The organism is Nocardia arizonensis, assembly GCF_001310275.1.
GTDB lineage: Bacteria > Actinomycetota > Actinomycetes > Mycobacteriales > Mycobacteriaceae > Nocardia > Nocardia arizonensis.
On the sequence record NZ_LGYZ01000049.1, the window covers coordinates 79,373 to 105,396 of the forward strand.

At 69.3% G+C, this 26,024-nt stretch carries 8 protein-coding genes; 4 read left to right on the forward strand and 4 right to left on the reverse strand.

What is annotated here, in order from left to right; translation table 11 throughout:
- Positions 1 to 94: 94 nt before the first annotated feature.
- Together APZ21_RS08410 and APZ21_RS08415 are read left to right on the forward strand one after the other, a co-directional pair.
- Positions 95 to 670, forward strand: a complete 576-nt coding sequence (locus tag APZ21_RS08410) for a TerD family protein (protein WP_054812668.1) — start codon at positions 95 to 97, stop codon at positions 668 to 670.
- A 266-nt stretch (positions 671 to 936) separates the two neighbouring features.
- Positions 937 to 1,749, forward strand: coding sequence for an SAM-dependent methyltransferase (locus tag APZ21_RS08415; protein ID WP_239476547.1), 813 nt, complete (start codon positions 937 to 939; stop codon positions 1,747 to 1,749).
- A gap of 73 nt (positions 1,750 to 1,822) precedes the next feature.
- On the opposite strand, the gene APZ21_RS08420 is transcribed toward APZ21_RS08415, so the two are convergent.
- Together APZ21_RS08420 and APZ21_RS08425 are read right to left on the reverse strand one after the other, a co-directional pair.
- Complete coding sequence (locus APZ21_RS08420) at positions 1,823 to 2,617, reverse strand: hypothetical protein (protein WP_156370868.1); 795 nt, start codon at positions 2,615 to 2,617, stop codon at positions 1,823 to 1,825.
- 111 nt (positions 2,618 to 2,728) lie between these two features.
- The gene (locus APZ21_RS08425) at positions 2,729 to 20,896 is read right to left on the reverse strand and encodes an amino acid adenylation domain-containing protein (protein ID WP_082392946.1); all 18,168 of its coding nucleotides are present in this window, start codon (positions 20,894 to 20,896) and stop codon (positions 2,729 to 2,731) included.
- A gap of 927 nt (positions 20,897 to 21,823) precedes the next feature.
- Here APZ21_RS08425 and APZ21_RS08430 point away from each other — a divergent pair.
- Positions 21,824 to 22,684: an oxygenase MpaB family protein gene (locus tag APZ21_RS08430; protein WP_054812757.1), complete on the forward strand. Its 861-nt coding sequence runs from the start codon at positions 21,824 to 21,826 to the stop codon at positions 22,682 to 22,684.
- A gap of 474 nt (positions 22,685 to 23,158) precedes the next feature.
- Positions 23,159 to 24,388 carry an FAD-binding oxidoreductase gene (locus tag APZ21_RS08435; protein ID WP_054812758.1) on the forward strand — a complete coding sequence of 410 codons (1,230 nt, stop codon included), beginning with the start codon at positions 23,159 to 23,161 and terminating at the stop codon, positions 24,386 to 24,388.
- Between the two features lie 163 nt (positions 24,389 to 24,551).
- Here the strand turns inward: APZ21_RS08435 and APZ21_RS08440 are convergent, their stop codons facing one another.
- Both APZ21_RS08440 and APZ21_RS08445 read right to left on the reverse strand, forming a co-directional pair.
- Positions 24,552 to 24,890, reverse strand: a complete 339-nt coding sequence (locus APZ21_RS08440; protein WP_156370870.1) for a hypothetical protein — start codon at positions 24,888 to 24,890, stop codon at positions 24,552 to 24,554.
- 146 nt (positions 24,891 to 25,036) lie between these two features.
- The gene (locus APZ21_RS08445; RefSeq protein WP_082392936.1) at positions 25,037 to 25,864 is read right to left on the reverse strand and encodes a SigB/SigF/SigG family RNA polymerase sigma factor; all 828 of its coding nucleotides are present in this window, start codon (positions 25,862 to 25,864) and stop codon (positions 25,037 to 25,039) included.
- Between the last annotated feature and the right edge of the window lie 160 nt (positions 25,865 to 26,024).

Consider the following 26,024-nt stretch of genomic DNA (forward strand, 5'->3'; position numbering starts at 1 on the left):
GAGTGCCCCGCCGCGGGTGGTATCACTCGGGTCCAGGTCCACGGCGGGACGACGGTCACGAACTGCGATCTATCGGAACGAGAAGGGAATCGATATGGGTGTGTCGCTGGCCAAGGGCGGCAATGTGTCGCTGTCGAAGCAGGCGCCGAATCTGACGGCGGTCGCGGTGGGTCTGGGTTGGGACGTGCGTTCGACCACGGGCTCGGACTTCGACCTCGATGCCAGTGCGCTGGCGACCGGACCGAACCAGAAGGTGCTCTCCGACCAGCATTTCGTCTTCTACAACAACCTGCGCTCCCCCGAGGGCAGCATCGAGCACACCGGCGACAACCTCACCGGTGCGGGCGAGGGCGACGACGAGGTGATCAACGTCGACTTGGCCGCCACGCCGCCGACGATCACCAATATCTTCTTCCCCGTCTCGATCCACGACGCCCAGGCCCGCCAGCAGTCCTTCGGGCAGGTCCGCAACGCGTTCATCAGGGTCGTCGACCGCGCCACCGGCGCCGAACTGGCCCGCTACGACCTCACCGAGGACGCTTCGACCGAGACCGCGATGGTGTTCGGCGAGCTCTACCGCAGCGGCGCCGAGTGGAAGTTCCGCGCGATCGGACAGGGCTACGCCTCCGGACTGTCCGGTATCGCCCGCGACTACGGCGTCAATATCTGATCCTCCACCGGTACGCCGGAGATCTCGTGGCTTCCGCTCCCCGGGGCCGTGCGCCGTCGACGACACCCGCGCCCGACCCCGGCGCCGCCGGATGCCGCGCGACCCCGGGAGCGGACCGACGCCGGAATCAGAGACCGATATTCGCGAGATCGTCCGTGGCGCGGGCACCGGAATCGGGATGGGACAGCCGAATTCGCCTGGGCGACAGGTGCGGATACCGTATACCCCGATACGGAAACCCGTTCCAGTGAGAAGGAGACCTCGCCGTGTCCGACGGCCCCATCGACCTGCGCACCGACGTGGCGCACCCGGCACGGATGTACGACTACTTTCTCGGCGGCAAGGACTTCTACGACGCCGATCGCCTCGCCGCCGAACAAGCGCTGCGAGACTTTCCCGCCGTCCGTTTGACGGCGCGCACCAACCGCGAGTTCATGCGCCACGCGACGCGGTTTCTGGCGGGGCAGGGTATTCGCCAGTATCTCGATATCGGCACCGGGATTCCGACCGAACCGAACCTGCACCAGGTCGCCCAGGAACTCGCGCCTGCGTCGCGGGTGGTCTACGTCGACAACGACCCGATCGTGCTCGCGCACGCCCGTGCGCTGCTGGTCAGTTCCCCCGAGGGGAAGACCACCTATCTTCAGGCCGATGCCGCCGACCCGGCGGCGATAATCGGCGCGCCGGAGTTGACGGAGACGCTGGATCTGTCGCAGCCGGTGGCGGTCTCGCTCATGGCGCTGCTGCATTTCGTGCCGGGCGATGTCTACGAGATCGTGAAGACGCTGATGGAGCCGTTGGCGCCCGGGTCGTATCTCGCGATCTCGCATGTCACCACCGAATTCGACGACGGCGCAGACGATTCGGAGGGTATGGCGCGATTGTTGCGAGTCTACCGTGATCGCGGGATTCCGGTGCGGCCCCGCGACCGCGACGAGGTCGAGCGGTTCTTCGACGGGCTCGAACTCGTCGAGCCGGGTATCGAGGTGATCCACCGGTGGCGCAACGACGGAATCGAGCACCCCCGCGGCCACGACAAGCAGGTGTCGCTCTACGGCGGGGTCGGAAGGAAACCCTGAGTCCCACGGGTCACCGCGCCGCCTTCGGATGCCGGACAGCCCGGACCGGTGCGGGCGAGCCGGCGCGCGGCGTTCAGCCCACGGCAGGCGGCGGATCAAGCGGCTCGTTCCACCCCTGGACCGCGCCGACGACGGCCCCGACCACGGCGCCGGTGACGACTGCGGGCGCGACGACGAACGCGGCGACCATGGCCGCGCCCACCACCGGCCCGACCACGAGACCGGTGGGCAGGAACGGAATCCCGAGGACGAATCCGCCCACACCGCCGACGAGTGCGCCGACGGCCGCCGCCACCGGTGCGATCGCCACACCGCCGACAACCGCGCCGATCACACTGTCACCGACCACTCGGTCCGCCACCTCGTCGGAGCGTGCCGGGTCGACACCGGAGCTGTCGAGCACATCCGACAGTCCGTCCACGACCTCGGCGGCACCCGAATTGATCTGCGCCGCCGCCTCCGGCGCGACGGTGCTCGGACGGGTGAGTTCGATGCTGCCGATGCGGATCTCCTCCGCCCGGGGCAGCGGCGGCGCATCGGAATCGGACTGCGGTGGGACGTCGACCGGCTCGGCCGCGGGCATCGGTGCGACGGCGCCGGGGGCCGGGCCGAGTACCGAGCCGACGAGTCCGGCGAGATCGACACCGGGCAGTGTGGGCAGGAGCCCGTCGACGGGCGGCGGGCCACCCAAGGCAAACACGGCGGGTCCGGGCGCCTCGGCGACGGCTACGGGCGCGGCGAACGGGTGGGCGTCGGCGAGTGCGGGTGCGGTCCCGGCGACTGCCGCGACGACCGCGCCGCCAAGCAGGACCACGGCGGGGCGTAGGGCGCAAGTGCGTGCGGCGACCGGCTTGTGGGCTGTGCCCATGAGCTACCTCTCTCCTGAGTAGAGACCTACCGTTCTGCATTCGAAGCCGCGCGGCGCTCGGATCGGCGGCAATCGGAAATTGCCGCCGATCCGTGAGCTGCCGTCCCGGAATCAATCCAGATGTGCGTTGAGGGTCTCCGCGATCTGGGCGACCGCGGCCGCCTCCGTCATCGCCAGGTGGGTCGCGTCGACATCGATATTCGTGATCCGGCCACTGACGAAGGGCGCCCATCCTTCGTGTCCCGCCGCGTCGGACCGCCGCTCTCTGGTCGCGGTGAAATAGACCAGGTCGACGTCGACGACCGGTGGCTGCCAGTCGGCCGCCGCCTGGATCGACAGGTTGTAGGCGTCGGTCAGGCGTTCGATCGTCGCGGCGTCGATTCCGAGGCCGTCGCCGAGGCGTTCGGCGATCTGCTCGGCGGCCTCCTCGGCCGTCGCGTCGGGACTCACGAAATCGATACCCATGACCGGGCCGAGATTGCTGATCAGCTCGCCCGCGGTGATCGTGGAGACCGCGGAGGCATCGAAACCGTCCGCCTCGGAGTCCAGCATCGCCAGCAGCGCGACCTGCTCCCCCGCCTCCCGCATGGCCGCGGCGACGGCGTGGGCGATCTGGCCGCCCAGCGACCAGCCGAGCAGATGGTAGGGGCCGTGCGGCTGAACGGTGCGGATCTCGTCGAAGTAGCGGGCCGCGATCTCCGCGATCGTCCTCGGACCGGTGTCCTCACCGCCTATCTGCGGCGCCTGGACACCGTATATCGGCCGCCCGTCGGCGACGTAGTTGTCGAGGGTGTGGTAGCACCAGGCCAGACCCGAGGCGGGGTGGACGCAGAACAGCGGCGGGCGCTCGCCGCCGGGGCGGATCGGCAGCAGGACCTCGAATCCGAGCGCGTCGGTGTCGGCGGCGTCGATGCCGGTGCGCATGCCGGTCTCGATGCGCTTGGCGAGATCGGCCGGGCTCGGGTCCGACAGCATCCAGCTGACCGGGATCTCGAAGTGCAGTTCGCTCTTCAGTTCGCTGACCACCTGCACCGAGCGCAGCGAGTTGCCGCCGAGCGCGTAGAAGTCGTCGTCGGCGCCGACCTTGGGCACGCCGAGCACCTGTTCGAAGGTGTGCGCGATCTCCTCCTCGAGCCAGGTCGACGGTTCCCGGAACTCGCCCACCGTGAGCGTGGGCTCCGGCAGTCGGGCGCGGTCCAGTTTGCCGGAGGCGGACAGCGGCACCGCGTCGATGACCATGACGGTGGTGGGCAGCATGTATCCGGGCAGTTCGGTGGCGGCGTAGGCGAGCACCTCGGCGGTGTCGACGGTGGCCCCCGCGGCGGGGACGAGGTAGACGACCAGGAAGTCGACCGTGTCGGTGGTGGCCACGGTGGCGACGGCCCGCGAGACGGCGCGGTGTTCGGCGAACACCGCCTCGATCTCGCCGAGCTCGATGCGCAGGCCGCGCAGCTTCACCTGGAAGTCGGTGCGGCCCAGATATTCCAGTTCGCCGGTGAGCCGCCTGCGCGCCAGGTCGCCCGTGCGGTACATGCGACGGCCTTCGGCGTACGGGTCGGCCACGAATCGTTCCGAGGTCAGGCCGGGGCGCGCGTGGTAGCCGCGAGCGATCTGGTTGCCCGCCAGATAGAGTTCGCCCGCGACGCCGGGCGGTACCGGCCGCAGCCGCTCATCGAGAATGTAGGCCCGTACATTCCACACCGGTGTGCCCATGGGCATGGGGCCGGTGTCGGACTCGCGGACCGGGTGGGCGGTCGCGTGCAGGGTGAATTCCGTCGGCCCGTAGAGGTTGTGCAGTGCGGTGTCGGGCAGCGCCGCCCGTGCCGCGGCCACCACCTCCGGGCCGAACGCCTCCCCGCCGACGAGCAACACGCGCAACGAGTCCAGCGCTGCCGCGGGTGCGGCGTCGGCGAATACCGCCAGCATCGAAGGCACGAAGGACGTGGCCGTAACCCGTTGGGCCGCGATGGTTTCGGCGAGGTAGGCGGGATCGGTGTGTCCGTCCGGGCGTGCGACGACAAGCCGGGCGCCGACGGCGAGCGGCGCGAAGAGTTCCCACACCGAGACATCGAAGGTGGCGGGGGTCTTCTGGAGCACCACGTCGTCGGCGGTGAGTTCGTAGGTCCCGATGATCCAGCGCAGCTGGTTCACCACGGTGCGGTGCGTCACCGCGACGCCCTTGGGCCGTCCGGTCGACCCGGAGGTGAACAGGACGTAGGCGACGTCGTCGGGCCGCAGGCAGCCGAGGCGGTCGGCGTCGGTGACGGGTGCGTCGTCGAAGACGGACAGGTCGAGATCGTCGAGGGAGGACAGGACCACGTTCGCGCCCGCGGTCTCGAGCATGTACTCGATGCGGTCGGCCGGATAGTCGGGGTCGACCGGGACGTATCCGCCGCCCGCGGCGTGCACCGCGTACATGGCGACGATCTGGTCGGGTGAACGCCGCATGCGCAGCGCCACCAGCGATTCGGGACCCACGCCCCGCGAAATCAGCCAGCGGGCCAATCTGTTGACGCGCGAGGAGAATTCGGCATAGGTCGACGACCGGTCGCCGAAGGTCAGCGCGGGCCGGTCCGCGAAGCGTAGCGCGGCCTCGGCGAAGATGGAGGCGACGGTTTCCTGTGGGTCGAGTGCGTGATCGGTCGCGTTCCAGCGCACCAGAACCGTTTCCCGTTCTTCGGGGTCGAGCAGGTCGACGTCGTGGACCGCCTGCGCGGGGTCGGCAACCAGCGCGTCGAGCAGACGCCGGAAGCGGTCGACGAACGCGGTGACGGTCGCCGGGTCGAACAGATCGGTCGCGTAGGTGACCACGCCGGTGATGCCCGCGGGTGCGCCGGTGTCGTCGTAGCGGTCCGATACCGAGACCTGGAGGTCGAACAGTGACGTGGCGGTGTCGGCTTCGACGCCCGACATGCTCAGCGCGGGCAGTTCGAGCTCGGTCGAGGTGACATTCTGGAAGGCCAGCATCACCTGGAACAGCGGGTGGTGGGCATGCGACCGCACCGGGTTGAGTTCCTGCACCAGCCGTTCGAACGGGACGTCGGCGTGGCCGAAGGCGGCCAGGTCGGTGTCGCGGACCTGTTCGAGCAGCCGCGTGAACGACAGGCCCGGTGTCACCCGCGTCCGCAGGACGAGGGTGTTGACGAACATGCCGACCAGGTCGTCGAGTTCGGGTTCGCCGCGTCCCGCGTACGGTGTGCCGATCGTGACATCGTCGGTGGCGGCCAGCCGGGCCAGCACGGCGGCGAGCGCGGAGTGGAAGACCATGAACAGGGTCGTGTTGTGTGCCCGCGCGACTCGCTGTAGTCCCGCGTGCGACTCGGCGTCGACGGTCAGCGGGACACTCGCGCCCGCGTAGGACTGGACCGGCGGACGCGGCCGGTCGGTCGGCAATTCCAGAAGTGCGGGCGGATCGGCCAACTGCGTTGTCCAGTAGTCGATCTGGGCGCGCAGGAGCGATTCGGGGTCGTCGTCGGCGCCGAGGACGACCCGCTGCCAGATCGAGTAGTCCGCGTACTGCACCGCGAGCGGCTTCCAGGACGGGGTCTGCTCGCGCAGCCGCGCGGTGTAGGCGATCATGACGTCGCGGGCGAGCGGGGTCAGTGACGATCCGTCACCGCAGATGTGGTGCATCACCACGGCCAGCACCCATTCGTCGTCGCCGAGTTCGAACAGGCGCACCCGCAACGGCGCCTGCGCCGTCACGTCGAACGGGGTCGCCACCACCGACGAGACCGCCTGCGCCAGTTCGGGTTCGGTGACCGAGGTGACGGCCATCGGCACCGTGGCCTCGGCGGCGGGGATGACGAACTGGGTCGGTTCGCCCGCCACGTCCGGGTAGACGGTCCGCAGGATCTCGTGGCGGGTGACCACATCCGCCATCGCCGCGTGCAGCGCGTCGATATCCAACTGTCCGCGCAGACGCAGGACGATGGGGATGTTGTAGGCGGGCGAGTCGGGCTCGAACCGGTTGAGGAACCACATGCGCTGCTGGGCGTAGGACAGCGGAATGTGTTCCGGGCGCGGCTGCGCCGTCAGCGGGATGCGGGCGGTGTCGGTGTGGGATTCGGCGCGGGCGGCGAGTTTCTCGACGGTGGATGCCTCGAAGATCATCGAGACCGGGACGTTGGTGTCGAGTGCGGCGCCGATCCGCGCGACCACGCGGGTGGCGATGAGGCTGTTGCCGCCGAGTGCGAAGAAGTCGTCGTCGGCGCCGACGCCGCTGATGCCGAGCACCTCGGCGAACACACCGGCCACGATCTCCTCCACCGGCGAGGCCGGTGCGCGGAACTGCCTGGCCGCCAGGACGGGCACGGGCAGTGCCCTGCGGTCGAGCTTGCCGCTCGGTGAGAGGGGGATCTCGTCGAGGACCATGACCGCGGCGGGGACCATGTACGGCGGCAGCGACTCGGCCAGCGAAGCCCGCAATTGCTCACCGGAGACGGTCGCCGCCCCCGCGGGCACCACGTAGGACACCAACCGCAGCGGTGTGTCGCCGTCGCGGCGCGGCACGGTCACGGCGAATCCGACGTCCGGGCGGGCGCCGAGTGCGGCGTCGATCTCGCCGAGTTCGACCCGGAAGCCGCGGATCTTGACCTGGAAGTCGTTGCGTCCCATGAATTCCAGCGCGCCGTCGGGGTTCCAGCGCACGAGGTCGCCGGTGCGGTATACGCGGCTGCCCGGGTCGCCGAACGGGTTCGCGACGAACCGCGCCGCGGAGACGCCGGGCCTGTTCAGGTATCCGCGTGCCAGCGCCGGACCGGCCAGGTACAGCTCGCCGCCGACCCCGACCGGGACGGGCCGCATCCGGGTGTCGAGCACGAGTGCCCGCATGCCGGGGACCGGCCCGCCGATGGTCGAGGGATCACCCGGTCGCAGTCCGCCCGTGGCGGTGGCGACGATGGTGGTCTCGGTCGGGCCGTAGAGCACCCGGAACTCCCGGGCGGCGGCAGCGTCGGTGCGTGCCCAGCGGTGCACCAGGTCGGCGGGCACCTCGTCGCCGCCGGACAGCACGACCCGCAGGTCGTCCAGGCCGGCCGGGTCCACCGAGGCCAGTGCGGCCGGGGTGACGAAGGCGTGGGTGATCCGCTCTTCGCGCAGCAGTTCGGCGAGTTCGTGCCCGCCGCGCAGCGCCGGGGGCGCCACCACCAGCGTCGCCGCGCCACTCACCGCGAGCAGGATCTCCAGCAGTGAGGCGTCGAAGGAGGGCGAGGCGAAGTGCAGCACCCGGGAGGTGTGCCCGAGCGCGGGATCGGATCGCTGTGCGAGGCGATAGTGCGCGATACCGGAGTGGGTGACGGCGACGCCCTTCGGCACGCCGGTCGAACCCGAGGTGAACACCACCCACGCGGGATTCGACACACGCAGCGGACGCGTCCGCTCCGCCTGCTCGATCGCCGAGGACTCGAGCTCACCGAGTCGGGCGGTGACGGCGGCGTCGTCGAGCACGATCCAGTCGAGGCCGTCCGGTAGTCCCGGGCGCGCGGCCGCGACCGTCACGCCAAGTGCCGCACCGGAATCCGACACCATCTGCTCGATGCGCGCCGCGGGGTAGTGCGGATCGACCGGTACGTACGCCGCACCGGATTTCACCACGGCCCACCAGGCCGCGACGGATTCCACCGACCGCTCGACGGCCACCACGACGCGCCGCTCGGGGCCCGCGCCGGCGCGAATCAGCAGGCGCGCCAACCGGTTCGATCGTTCGTCGAGCTCGCGGTAGGTCAGCCGCGTCTCACCCGAGACGACGGCGACGCCGTCGCCGTTGTCGCGGACGGCCGCCGCGAACACCTCGGGCAGCAGTACCGGCGCCGTCGCGACGGGCGAACCCACCCGCGACAGCAGCGCCGTGCGTTCGTCCGCGTCCATCCAGTCGATATCGCCGATCGGCGTGGTCGGGTCGTCGACGATTTCTTCCAGCACCCGGGTGAAACGGCGGACGAAGCCTGCGATGGTCGACTCGTCGAACAGGTCCTTGGCGAAGAACATCATGCCCGAGATGCCCTTCGTCGCGCCGTCGTCGGCGTAGGAGTCGGAGAGCACCAGTTGCAGGTCGAACTGCGAGATCCCGGTGTCGAGGTCGACTTGGGCCACCGTGACATCGGGCAGGGCGACCTCGACCGTGGACAGGTTCTGGAACGCCAGGGCGACCTGGAACAGCGGATGCTGCGCCGCCGACCGCTGCGGGTTCAATTCCTCCACGACCCGCTCGAACGGCACGTCCGCGTGTTCGAATGCGTCGAGGTCGGTCTCGCGGGTGCGATCGAGCAGGTTCGCGAAGGACTCGGAGCCCTCGAGCGGGGTGCGCAGCGCCAAGGTGTTGACGAACATGCCGACCAGCGCGTCGAGTCCCGGTTCGCCGCGACCGGCGACCGGGGTGCCGACCACCACGTCGTCGCTGCCGCTCAACCGGCCGAGCACCACCGCGAGCGCGGCGTGCACCACCATGAACAGCGAGGCGCCTCGGGCGCGCGCCAGAGCGTGGAGCCGCTCGTGCAGGCGCGCGTCGATCTCGAGCGGCACCCGCCCGCCCACGAAGGAGGCCGCCGCGGGGCGGACCCGATCGGTCGGGAGTTCCAGCAGGTCCGGCGCACCGGCCAGGGTCGAGCGCCAGAAGGCCAGTTGCGCGTGCATGAGCGAGGCCGGGTCGTCGGCCGCGCCCAGCATCCGCCGCTGCCACAGGGCGTAGTCCGCGTACTGGACCTCGAGGGGTTCCCACGCGGGGGACCGTCCCGCCAATCGGGCCGCGTACGCCGCCATGACGTCGCGGGCAAGCGGTCCCATGGACTGACCGTCACCTGCGATGTGGTGGACCACCAGCACCAGCACGTATTCGCCGCTGTCGCTGTCGCTGTCGGTGTCCTCGCGTTCGAACAGGCCGACGCGCAGGGGCACCTGGGAGGTGACGTCGAATCCGCCGAGGACGAATTCGCCCACCACGTCCGCGATGGAGTCCGCGGGCACTCGCCGCGAGCGCACCGGCACATCCGCTTCGGCGAGCACCAGTTGCCGCGGCTCGCCGTCGGTCTCCGGGTAGATGGTGCGCAGCACCTCGTGCCGTGCGACCACATCGCGCAGGGCCGCGCGCAGCGCGTCGGTATCGAGTCGTCCGGTCAGCCGGAGCATCACCGGAATGTTGTAGGTGGCCGACTCCGGCTCGAGCCGGTTCAGGAACCACATCCGCTGCTGGGCCAGCGACAGCGGGACCGGATCGGGACGCGTCTGCGCGGTCAGCGGGATTCGGCCGCCGCTGTCGAGCGCCCCGGCCAGCGCCGCCAGTCTCCCGACGGTCGGCGCTTCGAACAGCGACCGGACCGGCACGCGGACGCCGAGGGCCGCGCCCACCCGCGCCACCACAAGCGACGCGCGCAGTGAGTCGCCGCCGAGCTGGAAGAAGTCGTCGTGCACGCCGACTCGTTCCAGGTCGAGCACCTGCTCGAAGGCCGTCGCCACGACCGATTCCAGCCACGTCGACGGCGCGGTGAACACCCTTGCGGGCACGACCGGTTCGGGCAGGCGCGCGCGATCGAGTTTCCCGTTCGCGGTCAGCGGCACCTCGTCGATGACCACGACGGCCGACGGCACCATCGAGGAGGGCAGGACTTCGCTCACCGAGGCCCGCAACTCCTCGCCGGAGACAGTGGTCCCCTCGGCGGGCACCACGTAGGACACGAGCGTCACCGGCCGGTTGTCGTCGCGGCGGGCGAGGGTGGCCGCGAAGGCCAGGTCGGCGCGGGCGGCGAGCGCGGCGTCGATCTCGCCGAGTTCGATGCGGATACCGCGCACCTTGACCTGGAAATCGTTGCGTCCCACGAATTCCAGTCGTCCGTCCGACCTGCGCCGCACGATGTCGCCGGTGCGGTACATCCGCTGTCCCGGCGTCCCGAACGGTGATGCCACGAACCGCGCCGCGCTCGATCCGGTCCTGCCGATATAGCCGCGGGCCAGGCCCGGACCCGACAGGTAGAGCTCACCCGCCACTCCGACGGGCACCGGCCGCAGCCAGGTATCGAGCACCGCCGTCGCGATCGAGCCGACCGGCCCGCCGATGGTGACGGCGCCTCCGTGCGCCGACACGCGGCCCGCGGTGGCCCAGATGGTGGCTTCGGCGGGCCCGTACAGGTTGATCATGGTCCGGCCCGGCGCCCACTGCTCGACCAGTTCCGGCCCGACCTGTTCACCGGCGGTCGCCAGCACCCGCAGTTCGTCGAGGCCATCGCGCGGTACCGTCGCCAGCGCCGACGGTGTCAGCACCGCGTGCGAGACATGTTCGCGCCGAATCAGTTCCGCCAGGTCGCGACCGCCGTACACATCCGGCGGTGCGACGACGAGCCGCCCGCCCGACCCGTGCGCCATCAGCATCTCGAACAGCGAGGCGTCGAAGCTGGGTGAGGCCACGTGCAGTACGGTCGAATTCCGGTCGACGCCGAGCACGCGGCGCTGCGCCGCGACCAGATCGGCCAGGCCCCGGTGACCGACGAGCACGCCCTTGGGCTGTCCCGTCGACCCGGACGTGTAGATCACATAGGCCGTGCGGTCCGGGCGAATCGGTTCGCCCCGTTCGGCATCGGTGATCGGGCCGGAGTCGGCCGCGGCCACGAGCCGAGCGGTGTCCGCGTCATCGACGACCAACCAGTCGACGGTATCGGGCAGCCGCACCCTCGAGGCGGAATCGGTCAGCCCCAGTGCGGCATTCGAATCCGACAGCAGGAATTGGATGCGTTGGGCGGGAAGTCCCGGGTCGACGGGCACGAAGGCCACACCCGCCTTCGTGGCGGCCCATACGGCGACGATCGCGGCCCGCGAGCGCGGCAGGACACTGGCGAGCACGGCCGGTTCCCCGCCGACGCGCCGCAACAGCATCCGGGCCAGCCGGTTGGACTGTTCGTCCAATTGCCGGTAGGTCATCGCGGACTCGCCGGAGGTCACCGCGACGGCATCGGGTGCGTTCGCGGCCGATGCCGCCAGAATGTCCGGCAGCGCGACCGCGGGCCCGGGATTCTCCCCCACCGCGATCGCCGATTCGTCCGTGCACTCGACGGCGCTCAGCCGGGCGGTCGAATCCTCGGCCGTGCGGCAGAGCATTTCGACGAAGCGGTCGAGGATTTCACGGGCCCGCTCGGAATCGAATTCGTTCTCGAAGTAGCGCAGGGTGATCTGTAGTCCCTGTTCCCCGTTCTCCTCGTACCTCGGCGCGACGACCAGGCTCAGCGGGTAGGGGGTGGCGTCGACGCCGGTGACCTCGTCCACGCGCAGACCGGCCGAGTCGACGAGGCGTTGCAGGCCCGTCCGGTCCAGCGGGAACGACTGGAAGGCGAGCGCGGTGTCGAACAGTGCCTGCACACCGGCGCCGCGGTGGATGTCGGGCAGACCCACGTGGTGGTGGTCGAGCATTCGAGCGTGCTGTTCCTGGATGCGGATCAGCAGATCCCGCATGGACAGCGCGGGCTCGAGCCGGACGCGGACGGGGATCGTGTTCAGGAACATGCCGAGCGTCCGATCCACCCCAGGCAGGTGCGGCGGGCGGCCCGAGACGGCGGCGCCGAAGATCACCTCGGTCTCGCCGGTCAGTATCCGCAGGCTCATGGCCCACGCCGCGGCGACGGCGGTATTGACGGTGACGGCCGCTTCCGCGGCGACGGCCCGCAGCTGCCCGAACCGTTCGGCCGACAGTTGCGCGTCGACCTCGCCGGCCGAGGCGCTGTCGGTCACGGTGTCACCGCGACCGACCAGCGTCGGCGACCGCACATCCGAGAATTCCCGCGCCCACGCGTCCTTGGACACTTCGGCATCCTGGCGCGCCAACCACGCCAGATAGTCGCGGTAGGAGGGTGCGGGCCCGACGGCTCCGATATCGGCCGGTGAGCCGTAGTTCTCGAGCAGTTCCCGCATCAGCAGCGGCATCGACCAGCCGTCCAGTATCACGTGGTGGTTCGTGACCAGCAGTCGGAACGCGCCCGCGCGGAGGCGGATGAGCGTGAACCGGATCAGCGGCGGCTCGGACAGGTCGAAGCCCGCCGCCGCGTCCGCGGCGGCCACGGCGTCCGCGTCGCCGCCGCCGGCTACGTCGATCTCACGGAAGTCGACGTCGGCGTGTTCGAGCACGATCTGGCACGGCCCCGCGGTGGTCTCCGCGTACGCGGCGCGAAGGATGTCGTGCCGGTCGACCAGCGCCTGGGCGGCCCGGCGCAGGCGTCCGCCGTCGACCTCGCCGGAGAATCCGATCATCGTCTGAACGGTGTAGTTGTCCACCGTTTCCGGGGCGAAGATCGAATGGAAGTGAATTCCGTACTGCATGGGCGAGAGCGGCCACACGTCGGCGAGGTCGCGGTAGCGCTGCTCCAGATGTTCGATATCGGACGGCGCGAGCTCGACCAGCGGGAAGTCCGACGGCCGCAACGGGCGTCCCGGCACCCGGGGGCCGGGGGCCTGCTCGAGCGCGGCGGGCGTCGAATCCCCGCGCGCCATCGCCGCGAGGGCGGCGACGGTCTTGCCCTCGAAGACATCTCGCGGCGTGATCACCAGCCCGGCGACCTTCGCCGAGGCCACCAGCCGCATCGACACGATGCTGTCGCCGCCGAGGGTGAAGAAATTACTGTCGGCGGAGACGGTCTCCAGATGCAGTACTTCGGCGAACAGTCGCGCCATGAGCTGTTCGACGGGGGTGGACGGGGGCCTGCCGCCGACCGTTTCCGCTTCGAATGCGCGTTCCCGCAGGGCGTTCCGATCGATCTTGCCGGTGGTGGTCAGTGGCATGGCATCGAGTTCGATGATGGCCGCGGGGTTCATGTACGCCGACAGCTCGTCGGCGAGTTCGGCGTGCAGCGCGGGCACGTCCAGCGTGGCGTTCGGCGCGGAGACGACATAGGACACCAGCACCGGCTCGCCCGCGGGCCCCTGCGCCACGACGGTGGCGACACTCGAGACCGCGGCACGGCGGGCCAGGTGCGCGTCGATATCGCCGGGTTCGATCCGCAGGCCGTGGATCTTGACCTGCTGATCGGTGCGGCCGAGATACTCCAACTCCAGGCCGTCGCGGCCACGTACCCAGCGCACGGAGTCGCCGGTTCGGTAGATCCGCGCGCCGCGGGCCGAGCGCGGGTCCGCGACGAAGCGCGACGCGGTCACGTCCGGCCGGTCGAAGTAGCCGCGGGCGAGTCCGGGTCCGCCGATGTAGAGTTCGCCCGCGACCCCGACCGGTACCGGCCGCAGCCACATGTCGAGAACCGTCGCCGACACGCCGCGGATCGGTCCGCCGATCGATACGGGTTCGCCGGGTGTCAGCGTGTCCGAGCCGGTCGCCCAGATCGTGCATTCGGTCGGACCGTAGTGGTTCATGAGCCGACGCCCGGGTGCCCACCTGTTCACGGTGTCGTACCCGGTCGCCTCGCCGACGACCGCGATCACGCCGAGGGACGGCAGCGCGGCGGGGTCCATCGTGTTCAGCGCGGACGGGGTGATGATGGCGTGCGAGACCTTCTCCGCCCGAATCAGTTCCGCCAGATCGTCACCGGCGTACACGTCCGGCGGCGCGATCACCAGGCAGGCGCCGCTGCCGTGTGCCAGCAGCAGTTCCGACACGCAGGCGTCGAAACCCGGTGAGGCGACCTGCAAGACCGCCGAATCCGTGTCTACGCCGAAGGATTCGGCCTGCGCGGCCACCAGGTCGGCCAGACCACGGTGCCCGACGTGTACCGCCTTGGGCTTACCCGTCGATCCCGAGGTGTAGATCACGTAGGCCGCGCTGTCGGCGCGCAACCTCCCGGCCCGCAGGCCGGTCGTGCACGGCGGTTCCTGTTCGGCGTCCACGGCCACCCAATCGACCGTGTCCGGCAGCCGGGACGCGACGTCGGCGGTCGTCACCCCCAACTCGGTCCGGGAGTCGGCAACCAGTTCCGCGATCCGATTGGCGGGATTGGCGGGATCGAGCAGGACGAACGCGGCACCGGTCTTGGCCACCGCCCAGATCGCGACGACCAGTTCGATCGACCGGGGAATCGCCACCGCGACAAAGGATTCCGGGCGCGCGCCGCGGCCGATGAGCAGGCCGGCGAATCCGTCCGCGCGACGGTCGAGCTCGCGATAGGTCATGGCGGTGCCGCCGAAACGGACGGCGGGCGCGTCGGGATGCAGCCGCACGCTGGTCGACAGGATCTGCCGCAGCGTGCGCGTCGGCTGGGGCGACTCGCCCTCGACCGACAGGAGTTCGGCGCGTTCATCGGCCCGGCAGGTGGAGACCGCGGCGACCTTCCGGGCGGGATCGGCGGCGATCTGCCGCAGGATCAGCTCGAAGCGTTCGAGCAGCGTGCGGGCGTCCGCGAGGCTGATGCGGTCGGTGGAGAAGCGCAATGTCACCGTGTAGCCGCCGGTGTCGCCGTTCGGCCGCGGCGGGGTCACCTGGAGGCTCAGCGGATACGGCGTGGCGTCGTGTGCGTCGACATCGATGAACCGCAGACCGGCCTCGCCGAGGGTCTGGGCGAGCCGCTCCCGGTCCAGCGGATAGGACTCGAGCACCGTCACCGTGTCGAACATGTCGGCGATTCCGGTCACCCGCTGCAACTCGGCCAGACCCACGTGCCGGTGCCCCAGCATGGCGGCCTGTTCGGCCTGGAAACGGACCAGCAGATCGGCCACGGCCTCGTCGGGATCCATGCGCACCCGGACCGGCAGCGTGTTGATGAACAGGCCGACCATGCGCTCGACATCGGTGACCTGCGGCGGACGATGCGACACCACATTGCCGAACACCACGTCCGACCGGCCGGTCAGCACCGCGACCAGCAGCGCCCACGCCGTCTGCAAGGCGGTATTGGCGGTGACGCCGTGCGAACGCCCGAGCTCGAGAATCGCCGCGGTGGTGGCGGCGTCGAGATCGAGGCCGACCGCGTCGTCGCGCCCCGGGCCGGTCAACACCGGCCCGGTGACCCGGGTCGGGCCCTCGAGACCGTCGAGCACCTGCTGCCACGCGGTGATCGCCGCGTCGCGATCCTGCGCGTGCAGCCACTGCACGTAGTCACGGTAGGACCGCGGCGCGGGCAGGTCGGCGGCGTCACCGTCGGAGCTGTAGAGCGAGAGCAGGTCGTGGATCAGCAGCGGCATCGACCAGCCGTCGAGTACGAGGTGGTGGTTGGTGACCAGCAGCTGGAACTCCTCGGCGCCGGTCCGCACGAGATGGAAGCGCAGCATGGGCGGATGGGCCGGGTCGAACGGTCCCGCCGCGACGGTGGCGAGGCGCCGGAATTCGCGCTCGCGCTCCTGTGGGTCGGCGATGTCGGTGATATCGGAGTGCCGCCAGTCCACCGCGCATTCGGACAACACGATCTGGCGCAGTCCGTCGGCGCTCTCGACGAAGGCGGTGCGCAGGCTGTCGTGCCGGTCGATGACCGCTTGGGCGGCCCGCCGCATGCGGTCCGCGTGCACGTGCCCCGCGAGCGTCAGTGCCGCCTGCACGACGTAGCCGTCGACGCTGCCGTCGTCGTAGATGGCGTGGAACAGCAGACCGGATTGCAGCGCGGTCAGCGGCCACACGTCGGTCATCGACGGATAGTCCAGCACCCAGCGGTCGATATCGTCCTGGGAGGTCACGACCAGCGGGAAGTCCGAGGCGGTGAAGCCGCCCGCGGTGTCGGACCGGACGTGCTCGCTCAGCGCCCGCAGCGCGCGCAGCCACAGGCCCGCGAGATCGTCGACCTCCTCCGCGCTCAGCACCCGGCTCGCGAATTCCCATGTGGCGTCGAGTCGAAGTCCGTCCGTACCCCCGACGGCGATCGCGTCTAGACCGAGGACGGCGGGCAGCGTCATCCGCGGATCGCTGGTACCGGTCAGCGAGGTGAACTCGCGGGTCGGCGTCCACGGGCCGGAGTGTTCGTCGGTGCCCATCCGGCCCAGGTAGTTGACGCTGATCTGCGGTTCGGGCGCGTCCCCGAGTTCGGCGCGCCCCCGGGAATCGAGGTAACGCAGCATGCCGTAGCCGATCCCGTTGTCGGGCACCGCCCGCAACTGCTCCTTCACCTGCTTGATGGCGCGGCCCGCGGCGGGCCCGCCCGCGAAGGCGTCGTCGAGGTCGACCTCGCGCAGTTCGAGACGGACCGGGAACCGGGTGGTGAACCAGCCGACGGTGGCGCTGAGATCCGCGCCGGGCACGGCCTGCTCCTCGCGTCCGTGCCCCTCCAACCAGATCAGGTCTGCCCGGCTCGCCATGTCGCGCGCGCGTCGCCATCGGCCCAACGCCAGTGCCAGCGCCGCGAGCAGCGGGTCGTTGGCGCTGCCGTGGAAGCGGGCCGGGATGGTGGTGAGCACCGCCTCGGTGACATCGGCGGGGACGAGGGTCCGTATCCGGCCCGCCGTGGCTCCCACGTCGCGCACGGGGTCGGTATCCCTTTCCCCGAGCGGCTTCTCGCCCTGTGCGAGAACGTTTTTCCACCGCTCGAGTTCGGCCCCGCGCCGGTCCGGCAGGTGTTCGACCATGCCGTGCGCCCAGCGCCGGAACGAGGTGGTCGCGGGCGGGAAGTCCGGTTCGCGATCCTCGCGGGCGTGCTGCCAGGCCGTCGCGAGGTCGGTGAGGATGATGCGCCACGACACCGCGTCGACGGCCAGATGATGCACGACCACCCACAACAGGTCCGGGCGGTCCGCGCCGTGATCGCGCATCCACACCAGCCGCACCAGGACGCCGGCGCGGGGATCGAGTCGGTCCGCGGCCGCTTGCAGATGGCCGTCCACTTCTTCGGCGTCGCGCCGTTCGAGCTCGACGTGGACGATCGCCGCCGCCGCGTCGACCTCGCCGCGTTCGAGGACGTCGAGGTCCACATCGCCGGATCCGCTTTCGGTCAGTACCGCGCGCAGGATGTCGTGACGGTCGAGCAGGGCGCGCAGGGCCCGCGCGAGCTCGGCCGGTTCGATGTCGTCGGGGAGCTGGACCAGCGCGGCCTGGGCGAAGCGGTCGTAGTGGCCGCGCGCGATCATCGCGTGCATGATCGGCGTCAGCGGCATCGATCCGACACCGCCGCCGGGCAATTCGGCGAGTAAGGGTTCGTCGCCGACATCGGTGGCCGCGGCGGCCAGCGCCGCGACGGTCTTCTGCTCGAACACGTCCTGCGTGGTGAACGCCAGACCGGCGGCCTTGGCCCGGGTCACCAATTGGATGGACAGGATGCTGTCGCCGCCGAGGGCGAAGAAGCTGTCGTCCGCCCACACCTGCGGCACGCCGAGCACGTCGGCGAACAGTGCCGCGACCACGGTTTCCCGCGGTGTGGCGGGCGGGCGGCCGACCGACGCGGCCCCGAAGACCGGTTCGGGCAGCGCGGCGCGGTCGAGCTTGCCGAAGGCGTTGACCGGCAGCTCGTCCAGCGGCACGACCACGGCCGGAACCATATGCGGCGGAAGGGATTCGCGGGCGAAGCGCTCGATCGCGAGCGTATCGATCCGCCGATCCCGCACCGGCACGACATAGGAGGCCAGTACCAGTGCGTCGGCATTGTTGCGCACGGCCACGGTGACCGACAGGTCGACGTCCTCGTGGCCGGACAGCACCGCGTCGATCTCGCCCGGTTCGATCCGGTAGCCGCGGATCTTCACCTGGAAGTCGCTGCGGCCCATCAACTCCAGTGTCATCGACGCGTCCTCGCCGACCCAGCGCGCGATATCGCCGGTCCGGTACATCCGCTCCCCCGCGCGGCCGTACGGGTCGGCGACGAACCGGGCCGCGGTCTGGCCGACCAGATTGCTGTATCCGCGCGCCAGACCCGGCCCCGCCAGATACAACTCGCCCGCGGTGCCCTTGGGGACCGGTTGCAGATGCGGATCCAGCACCAGGGCCGACACGCCCCGGATGGGACCGCCGACGGTGTGCGGGCCCTTGGGGCTCAGCACCGTGCCCGCGGCCGTCACGGTGGCCTCGGTCGGCCCGTATTCGTTGTGCATGGACCACGACTGCGTCCACCGCTCGACGACGTGCGGCGGGCACACGTCGCCGCCGACCACCACCGCGCGCAACGCGGTCAGCATGCTCGGGTCGACGGTCGCGAGCATCGCGGGCGTCAGGGTCAGATGGGTCACGCCCTCGGCGGCGAGCAGCCGGGTCAGCCGTTCGCCGCCGATGACCTCCGGCGGCACGATCACCAGCGTGGAGCCATTGGCGAAGCAGGTGAGGAACTGCTCCATGGACGCGTCGAAACTGGGCGAGAGGGCATAGGACACACGCGAGGTCGCGTCGACACCGTAGGCCGCACCGCGGTCGGCGATGAGGTTGGCGAGTCCGGTGTGGGTCACCTGGACGCCCTTCGGCACGCCCGTCGAGCCCGATGTGTAGGTCATGTACGCGAGGTTGGCGGCGCGCAGCGGGCGGGTCCGCTCGCCGTCGCGGATCGGACCGTTCGGGGCGTCGTCGCACAGCAGGCGGGTCGCGGCGTCGTCGAGAACCACCGGGTGCGCCGCCGCGGGCAGCCGGGATCGGAAGGCGTCGACGGTGATCACCACCGGCGCGCCGCTGTCGGCGATCATGTGCTCGATCCGCTTGGGCGGGTACTCCGGGTCGACCTGCACGATCGCGGCACCGCACTTGGCGACCGCCCACGCCGCGGTGATCGACTCGATCGAGCGGCGCAGCACGATGGCGACCGCGGTGTCGGGTCCGCACCCCAGCCGGATCAGATGCCGTGCGAGCCGGGAGGACGCGCTGTCGAGTTCGCCGTAGGTCAGGGTTCGACCCGAGCAGGAGACGGCCGCGGAATCGCGGTGACGGCGGGCGCTGTCGGCCAGGATGTCGGGAAGCAGCCGGGTGCCGAAGCTGCGCGGGCCGCGCACGGGCAGCAACGCGCGGCGTTCGGTCTTCTCCAGCAGCGGCAGGGCGGCGACCCGATTGTCGGTGCCGCCCGCGAGGAACTCGTGCAGGAACATCAGGAAGCGCCGGTGGTGTCCGGCCAGCTCGTCCTGCGCGTAGACGTTCGGATTCCCCTGGAAGTCGATGTGGGTGCTGTCCCTGCCCGCGCCCGGGTAGATATTGACGAACAGGTCAGCGGTGGGTCCAGAAGTCAGGACGTGCAGGCGTCCGGTCGTCTCGCCGAGGACGACGTCGTTCTCGATCATCATCAGGTTCACGGCGGGTCCGAACGATGCCGCTTCGTCGCGCGCGATCCCCATGTCGTGGAAGATGGCCTCCTGCCGGTAGCGCTGTCTGCGCAGTGCACTGGTCAACTCGCCCTGAACGGCGCCGATCACCGCGCCGACGGTGCTGCCTGCCACCGGGACGCGCAGCGGGACCACATTCGCCACCATGCCGCCCGACCGGCGAAGCACCGCGGAGTGCCGTCCCGACACCGGCAGGCTGAGCAGCACTTCGTCGCTGCCGGTCATTCGGGCCAGATAGGTCGCGAAGGCCGCGACGATGACGGGCGCGACGCTGGTACCGCGTTCGCGCACCGTGTCGTCGAGCAGCTTGGCGGTGTCGTCGGACAGCGGGGCGCTCACGAGCGTCGGGTGAATGGTCGGCTTGGCGACGCGACCGGCCAGGCTGACCACCGCGGGCGCGCCCGCCAGATGTTCGGTCCAGTACTTGCGATCGTTGTCGAAGCGGGTCGAACCCTGATACGACAGGTCCTGTTCGACGATCTCGTCGAGGCCGCCCGCCTTCGACGGCGGCGGCGCCTCGCCGTTTACCCGAGCGTTGTATATCTCCCGGATGCGGTGCAGCATCGTTACCGCCGCGTAGCCGTCGAGGGCGATGTGGTGCGCGCGCTGATACCACAGGTAGTGGTCGGGTCCGACCACGAAGATGATGCTCGTCATGAGCTGGTCGGTGAACAGGTCGAGCGGGGCCGAGTAGTCGGCCACCATCATTTCGTGTGCTGTCGCAACAGGATCGGCGTAGCGACGCACGTCCACGATCGTCACCGGCGCCTCGGCCGTCTCGCGGATGTACTGGCGGGGTTCGCCGTCCACCTCCATCAGATGCAGATTTCCGGAGCCGAATTCCCGCCCAGCGTCTTTACACGCTTCCACAAGCAATTCGGGTTTCAATTCGCCAACGATCTCGACATATTGTGCAACGGAAATAGGTGAAGCTCCGGCGAGATGTTGCGCGAACCAGATTCCGCGCTGCGCCGCGGACAGCGGAAGAGTTTCGAAAGAGGTCGGCAGATCCGATCCGTTGCGGTGTGCACCGGAGCCCTCGCCTCGAATCAGGTGGCCCGGAAACTCGGATGAGCCGACCTGCGGTGATTCGGACCGCCTCGGAGTGCTATCGAAGTTGCGCTGAGATGTGGTCACCTGGACTCCATGCATTTTGTTCCAGGGCGCGACCGACCACGAGGGCCGGTGTTGTCCCGGAGTTCCGCGCATCATCGCTGTGACAAGACGCGGCGAATTCGATTCAATGGCTCCGAGTGCCGTCCGTGCGGATCGTCACCCCCGAAAGGGATTCGAGCGGGCGGAGAGCACGTTGGAGCCGTGGGTCCCGACGGCGCAAGCCGCGGTGAAGTGCCCGCCTACTCAGCCGACAGGGGTCGACACAAGGCGCGGACCAGTGTGTTTGAGTCGAACTCGGCAGGTTCGAAGTGTGCCGCCGCCCGGCGCCGTACGCGCCGGGAGTTCGAGAGGGCCGAACCGGCCGGGGTCGTCACGGGGTTCAGCGAGCAGGGAAATACCATCATTGTGTTTCATGGATGCACCGCACAAGCCTGAGGGGCAGCGTTCGCTGCCAATTGATTCCAGCCGAACGACTACTCTGTCATCGACTTTGTTCCCTGTATTCGTTACACCCCCGACAAACGGGATGATCCCGTCGTGTCGCCCGCCGGCCGATATTCCGACCGACAGCCGCCGAACCTCTTTCAGTTTCGACGACCTGCTTGAAAGAGTGATCATATCGGGGTGGCAGAGGGTCCGCAATGGCCGCTTTTCAGAGTATTGCCAGAGAACAGCCAAGTACGCCGCCCCATCCGGCGCGCGAACGCCGAGCCCGCCTGAAATCGGCCACTGACCGGGCGAATATCGGTCCTCGGCGAGTACCGATATTCGGCTCGTACAATATGCGACCCATAAGAATTTCCTGAGACCCGCCTGCGGTCCGTAGCCTTCGAGTCGCCCCGGTGTGGGCGACCACCGCACCGGGCCACACGTCGCAACCCGCCGCGTCCGCCGCTGTTGCCTGCGACACCCAGGATTGAGAGACTAAGTTGGTAATCATCTCATCCATTCATGGAGTGCGACATGACCCCGCAGGCCCGACCCGTTCCCCAGCACGATTCCGTGGACGACGATCCCGCCGTCCGCCGCCGCTATCTCGCGGGTCCGGCCGCACTTCTCGGCGGCCCCGCAAATGTGGTCATGCAGTTGAGCCTGGCCCCGGTCGGACGCGGCGTCGTCGAGAGCACCGTCGACAGCGGCAGGTACACGCTGCGTCCACGCAAACGAGGCAAAACCACCCTGACCTACCTGGCGGTGGCGATGCTCGGCACCGACGAGGATCGCGCGGCATTCCGCGAGGCCACCAACACCTCGCATCGGCACGTGCGCTCGACCGCCGCCAGTCCGGTGAAGTACAACGCCTTCGATCCGAAGCTGCAACTATGGGTCGCCGCCTGCCTCTATCGGGGCGCGGCCGATTCGCTCGCCTTGCTGTTCGGTCCGCCGGACGAGGACTTCGCCGACCGGTTGTACCGCGAGTCCGCGCGATTCGGCACCACCTTGCAGGTGCCGGAGTCGATGTGGCCCGCCGACCGGGCCGCGTTCGCCGAGTACTGGGCCGCCATGATGTCGGAACTCTCCCTCGACGACGAGGTCAAGGCATATCTGCTCGATCAGGTCATCGGCCTCGGCCCGTACGGACGCCTGCAACGCGTCACCCTGCGGCCCGTGAACCGCTTCTTCTCCACCGGGTTCCTGCCACAGCACTTCCGCGACCAACTCGGTCTGCCGTGGGGACCGCGCAGGCAGCGGGCCTTCGAGGTCACGATGCGCGCCATCGGCATGGTCTGCGCGCTGCTCCCCGACCGGTGGCGGCTGTATCCGTTCGAGGATTACCTCGAGGACATGCGACGCCGTCGCGCACTGGGTAAACCGCTGGTCTGAGCGTCGCGGCGGCGAACACGCGCCTTCCGCACGTCGGATCGGATGATCACCGCACGGAAGGCGCGAAATCCAGTAAGTGATTACTGATTCTCTGATGTGTGGGCACTCCGGGCACATCCGAATCCACCCAAAGGCGACCCGCCGCGCCCGAGCGGTCGACACGCCATACGGTTGTGAGTTCTCCCAACCCGGAACAACATATGACGCCGAGTTGGCCGGTGCGCATCGCACGAAGGCCGGGTTCCCACAGGTCGGCGAATCGGCGCAATCAGTCACCGCGGAAGTGATAAGTTATTGATGATTCCGATCCTAGCGGCCGAAGCCGATAGACCCGCGTTCGAGCGACGAACGTACGGCGGGCGAACGGCGACCCGACGCGTCGGCTCGGCGCACACGAATCCTGTTCTCCCCGTGCGGATCAACGATCTCTCGACGGCCGCCACCGCGCGGCCGGACCAAGTGAAGGAAGCAACGATGTCTCTGCCCTCGGACGAGAAGTTCGCATTGGAGGGGCACCACGCCGATATCGTGCGCGCCACGCTCCCCCTGGTCAGCGGGAGTATCGATGAAATCACCACGGTGTTCTACCGGACGCTGTTCGACCATCATCCCGCGCTGATCCGCGACCTGTTCAACCGCGGCAACCAAGCCGACGGTGCCCAGCAGCGAGCCCTGGCCACCGCCATCGCGCGTTTCGCCGTCCATCTGGTCGATCCCACGGCGCCGTCGCCCGCGGCGGCACTGTCCCGCATCGGCCACAAACACGCGTCGCTCGGCATCACCGCGGGCCAGTACCGGATCGTCCACGACGAGTTGTTCGCCGCGATCGTGGCGGTACTCGGTGCGGACGTGGTGACGACGCCGGTGGCCGAGGCATGGGACCGGGTGTACTGGATAATGGCCGACGCACTCATCGCACTCGAGCGCCGACTCTACGAACGGGCCGGTGTCGAGCCCGGCGAGGTCTTCCGCGAGGCCGTCGTCGTCTCCCGGGTCGAGGACGTTCCCGATGTCGCGGTCTTCACTGTCGAAGCCGCGGATTCGATCGGACCGCTGCCGCACTTCGCGGCCGGTCAATACATCTCGGTGGCGGTGGAACTGGCCGACGGCGCGCGCCAGCGCAAGCAGTACAGTTTGATCGGTCCATCGGACGGACGACGGCTGTCCTTCGCGGTGAAGCGGATTCGCGCCGAGGGGGGCAGGCCCGCGGGCGAGGTGTCCAACCGGCTGCACGACACCGTCGCCGAAGGCGATCGGCTGCGGATCTCCCTGCCGTTCGGCGACGTCACCGTCGACCCCGCGGCCACCACCCCGCTGGTCCTGATATCCGCCGGAATCGGGGTCGCTCCGATGATCGGCATACTCGAACACGTCCTCGAGCACGCGCCGAACCGCCGCGTGCTCGTGGTGCACGCCGACCGGTCCCCGAGCACCCATCCGCTGCGCACCAGACTTCTCGAACTCACCGCGCGGCTCCGCGCGAGCACGGTCGAGCTGTGGTACGCCGAGTCCGCCGACGGCGCGGGCCACGGCCGATTCGCGCCCGAGGACCTGACGCTGCCCGACGACGCGGACATCTACGTCTGCGGACCGACCGATTTCCTCCGTACCGTGCGAAAGGGATTGTCCGACAGAGGCATCTCCGACCACCGCGTGCACGTCGAACAGTTCGTCCCGGCCGATGGGCGTGCCCTGTCGGTCTGACCCGAGCGCGCCCATCGAGACGCTCGGCACCCGGGACGATGACCCGTGGGATCGGCTCCGCGCCCGACGCGCGGTCGTCACCGACGGCCGGCCGAGCCGTGACCGGACCTGCGCCCCTATCCGCATCCCTGCGTCCTGGAATCGGTACGACTCCGGCCTCGGCCTAGACGGGCGGGCATTCCCGGATGGTGGCGGCATGGCCGCGGAGCAGGTCGGGGAGTTGGGCGAGGCCGACCGCGGGCAGATGGTGGGTGAGAATCCGTGCGTCGGTGCCTATTTCGAGATTGCAGCGCACCGAGGCGGCCGGGTCGACGCGGGCGATGACGCGGGTGAGCGGGTCGATCGACACCCGGGTCGCCAATTCGTCCAGGGCCGCGGCGATTTGGAGATGAGTGCCTTCCAGATACGGATTCCACCAGAGGCCGTGGCTGCCCGGCCACGCCAGTTCGACCCGGCAACTCAGGCGCCGGGCCGGACCTATCCCCGGCAGTCGCTGAAACATCGCCCACGATTGTCGCCCGCGAACATTGTTCCGACCGGCATCATCGATCTCGAAGCCTTGTCGCGGCGTGTCGCGATTCGGTCGCCGACCACGCCGCGGACGCACCGGGCACGTCGCCACCACGAGCGACGTGCGCCCGCGCGGGTTCACCCGTCGTTGTCGCTCACGGCGGCGCGCAGGTCGCCGAGAATACGGGCCAGCATGCGCGAGATGTGCATCTGCGACACACCGAGTCGCTCGGCGATCTGGGCCTGTGAAAGATCGCGGAAGAAACGCAGATACAGCACCCGGCGATCCTGGTCCGGCAATTGCGCCAGCAATGGCGAGGCGACCATCGTCTGCACCGTCAACTCGTATTCCGAATCCTCCGCGCCGTAGGTTTCGGCGAACGGCGCGGCGGAGGCGGTGTCGTCGTCCTCGATACGGGGGTCCAAGGAATCCGCTCGATACGCATTGCCCGCCATCAACGCCTGGGTGACCTCGGAAAGGTCGAGATCCAATTCGACCGCGATCTCGATCGCGGTCGGCATTCGTCCCCACGATTGGGCCAACGATTCGATCGCAGGCCCAAGCATCGACTGGATTTCCTTGATCCGTCGCGGCACCCGCACCGCCCAGGTGTGGTCACGGAAATGCCGTCGCACCTCGCCCATGATCGTCGGCACCGCGAACGCGAGGAAGGAATCGCCGCGCCGCGGATCGAAGCGGTCGACCGCCAAGACCAGTCCCAAGCCCGCGACCTGGTTCAGGTCCTCGTAGTTCTCCCCCCTGCCGGTGAACCGGCGGGCGATATGGTCGGCCAACGGCAGGCACCGCCGCACGATCTGGTCCCGCAGAGCCCGCCACCGGCTGGTTCCGTACGGCAATTCGGAGAATTCACGCAGGAGCGGTTCGAGGTTTTCGTATGGATCCGTTCCGCGACGCCGCCTGTCCGCGATATCGGATACCGTCCGCGTGGAAGACGGATAGTTCATGACGAACCTCCCACGGCCCCAGTCGCCCGACGTCAACAGCTTGGTCTCACTACTCGATCGTTGGACCGCACTTCCAGCTTGCACCGAGCGCAAGTCGAGCCGGTGCACAAGACGAATATTTATGCCGAGTCGATACCGAAACCGAAAAAATACCTCCGCC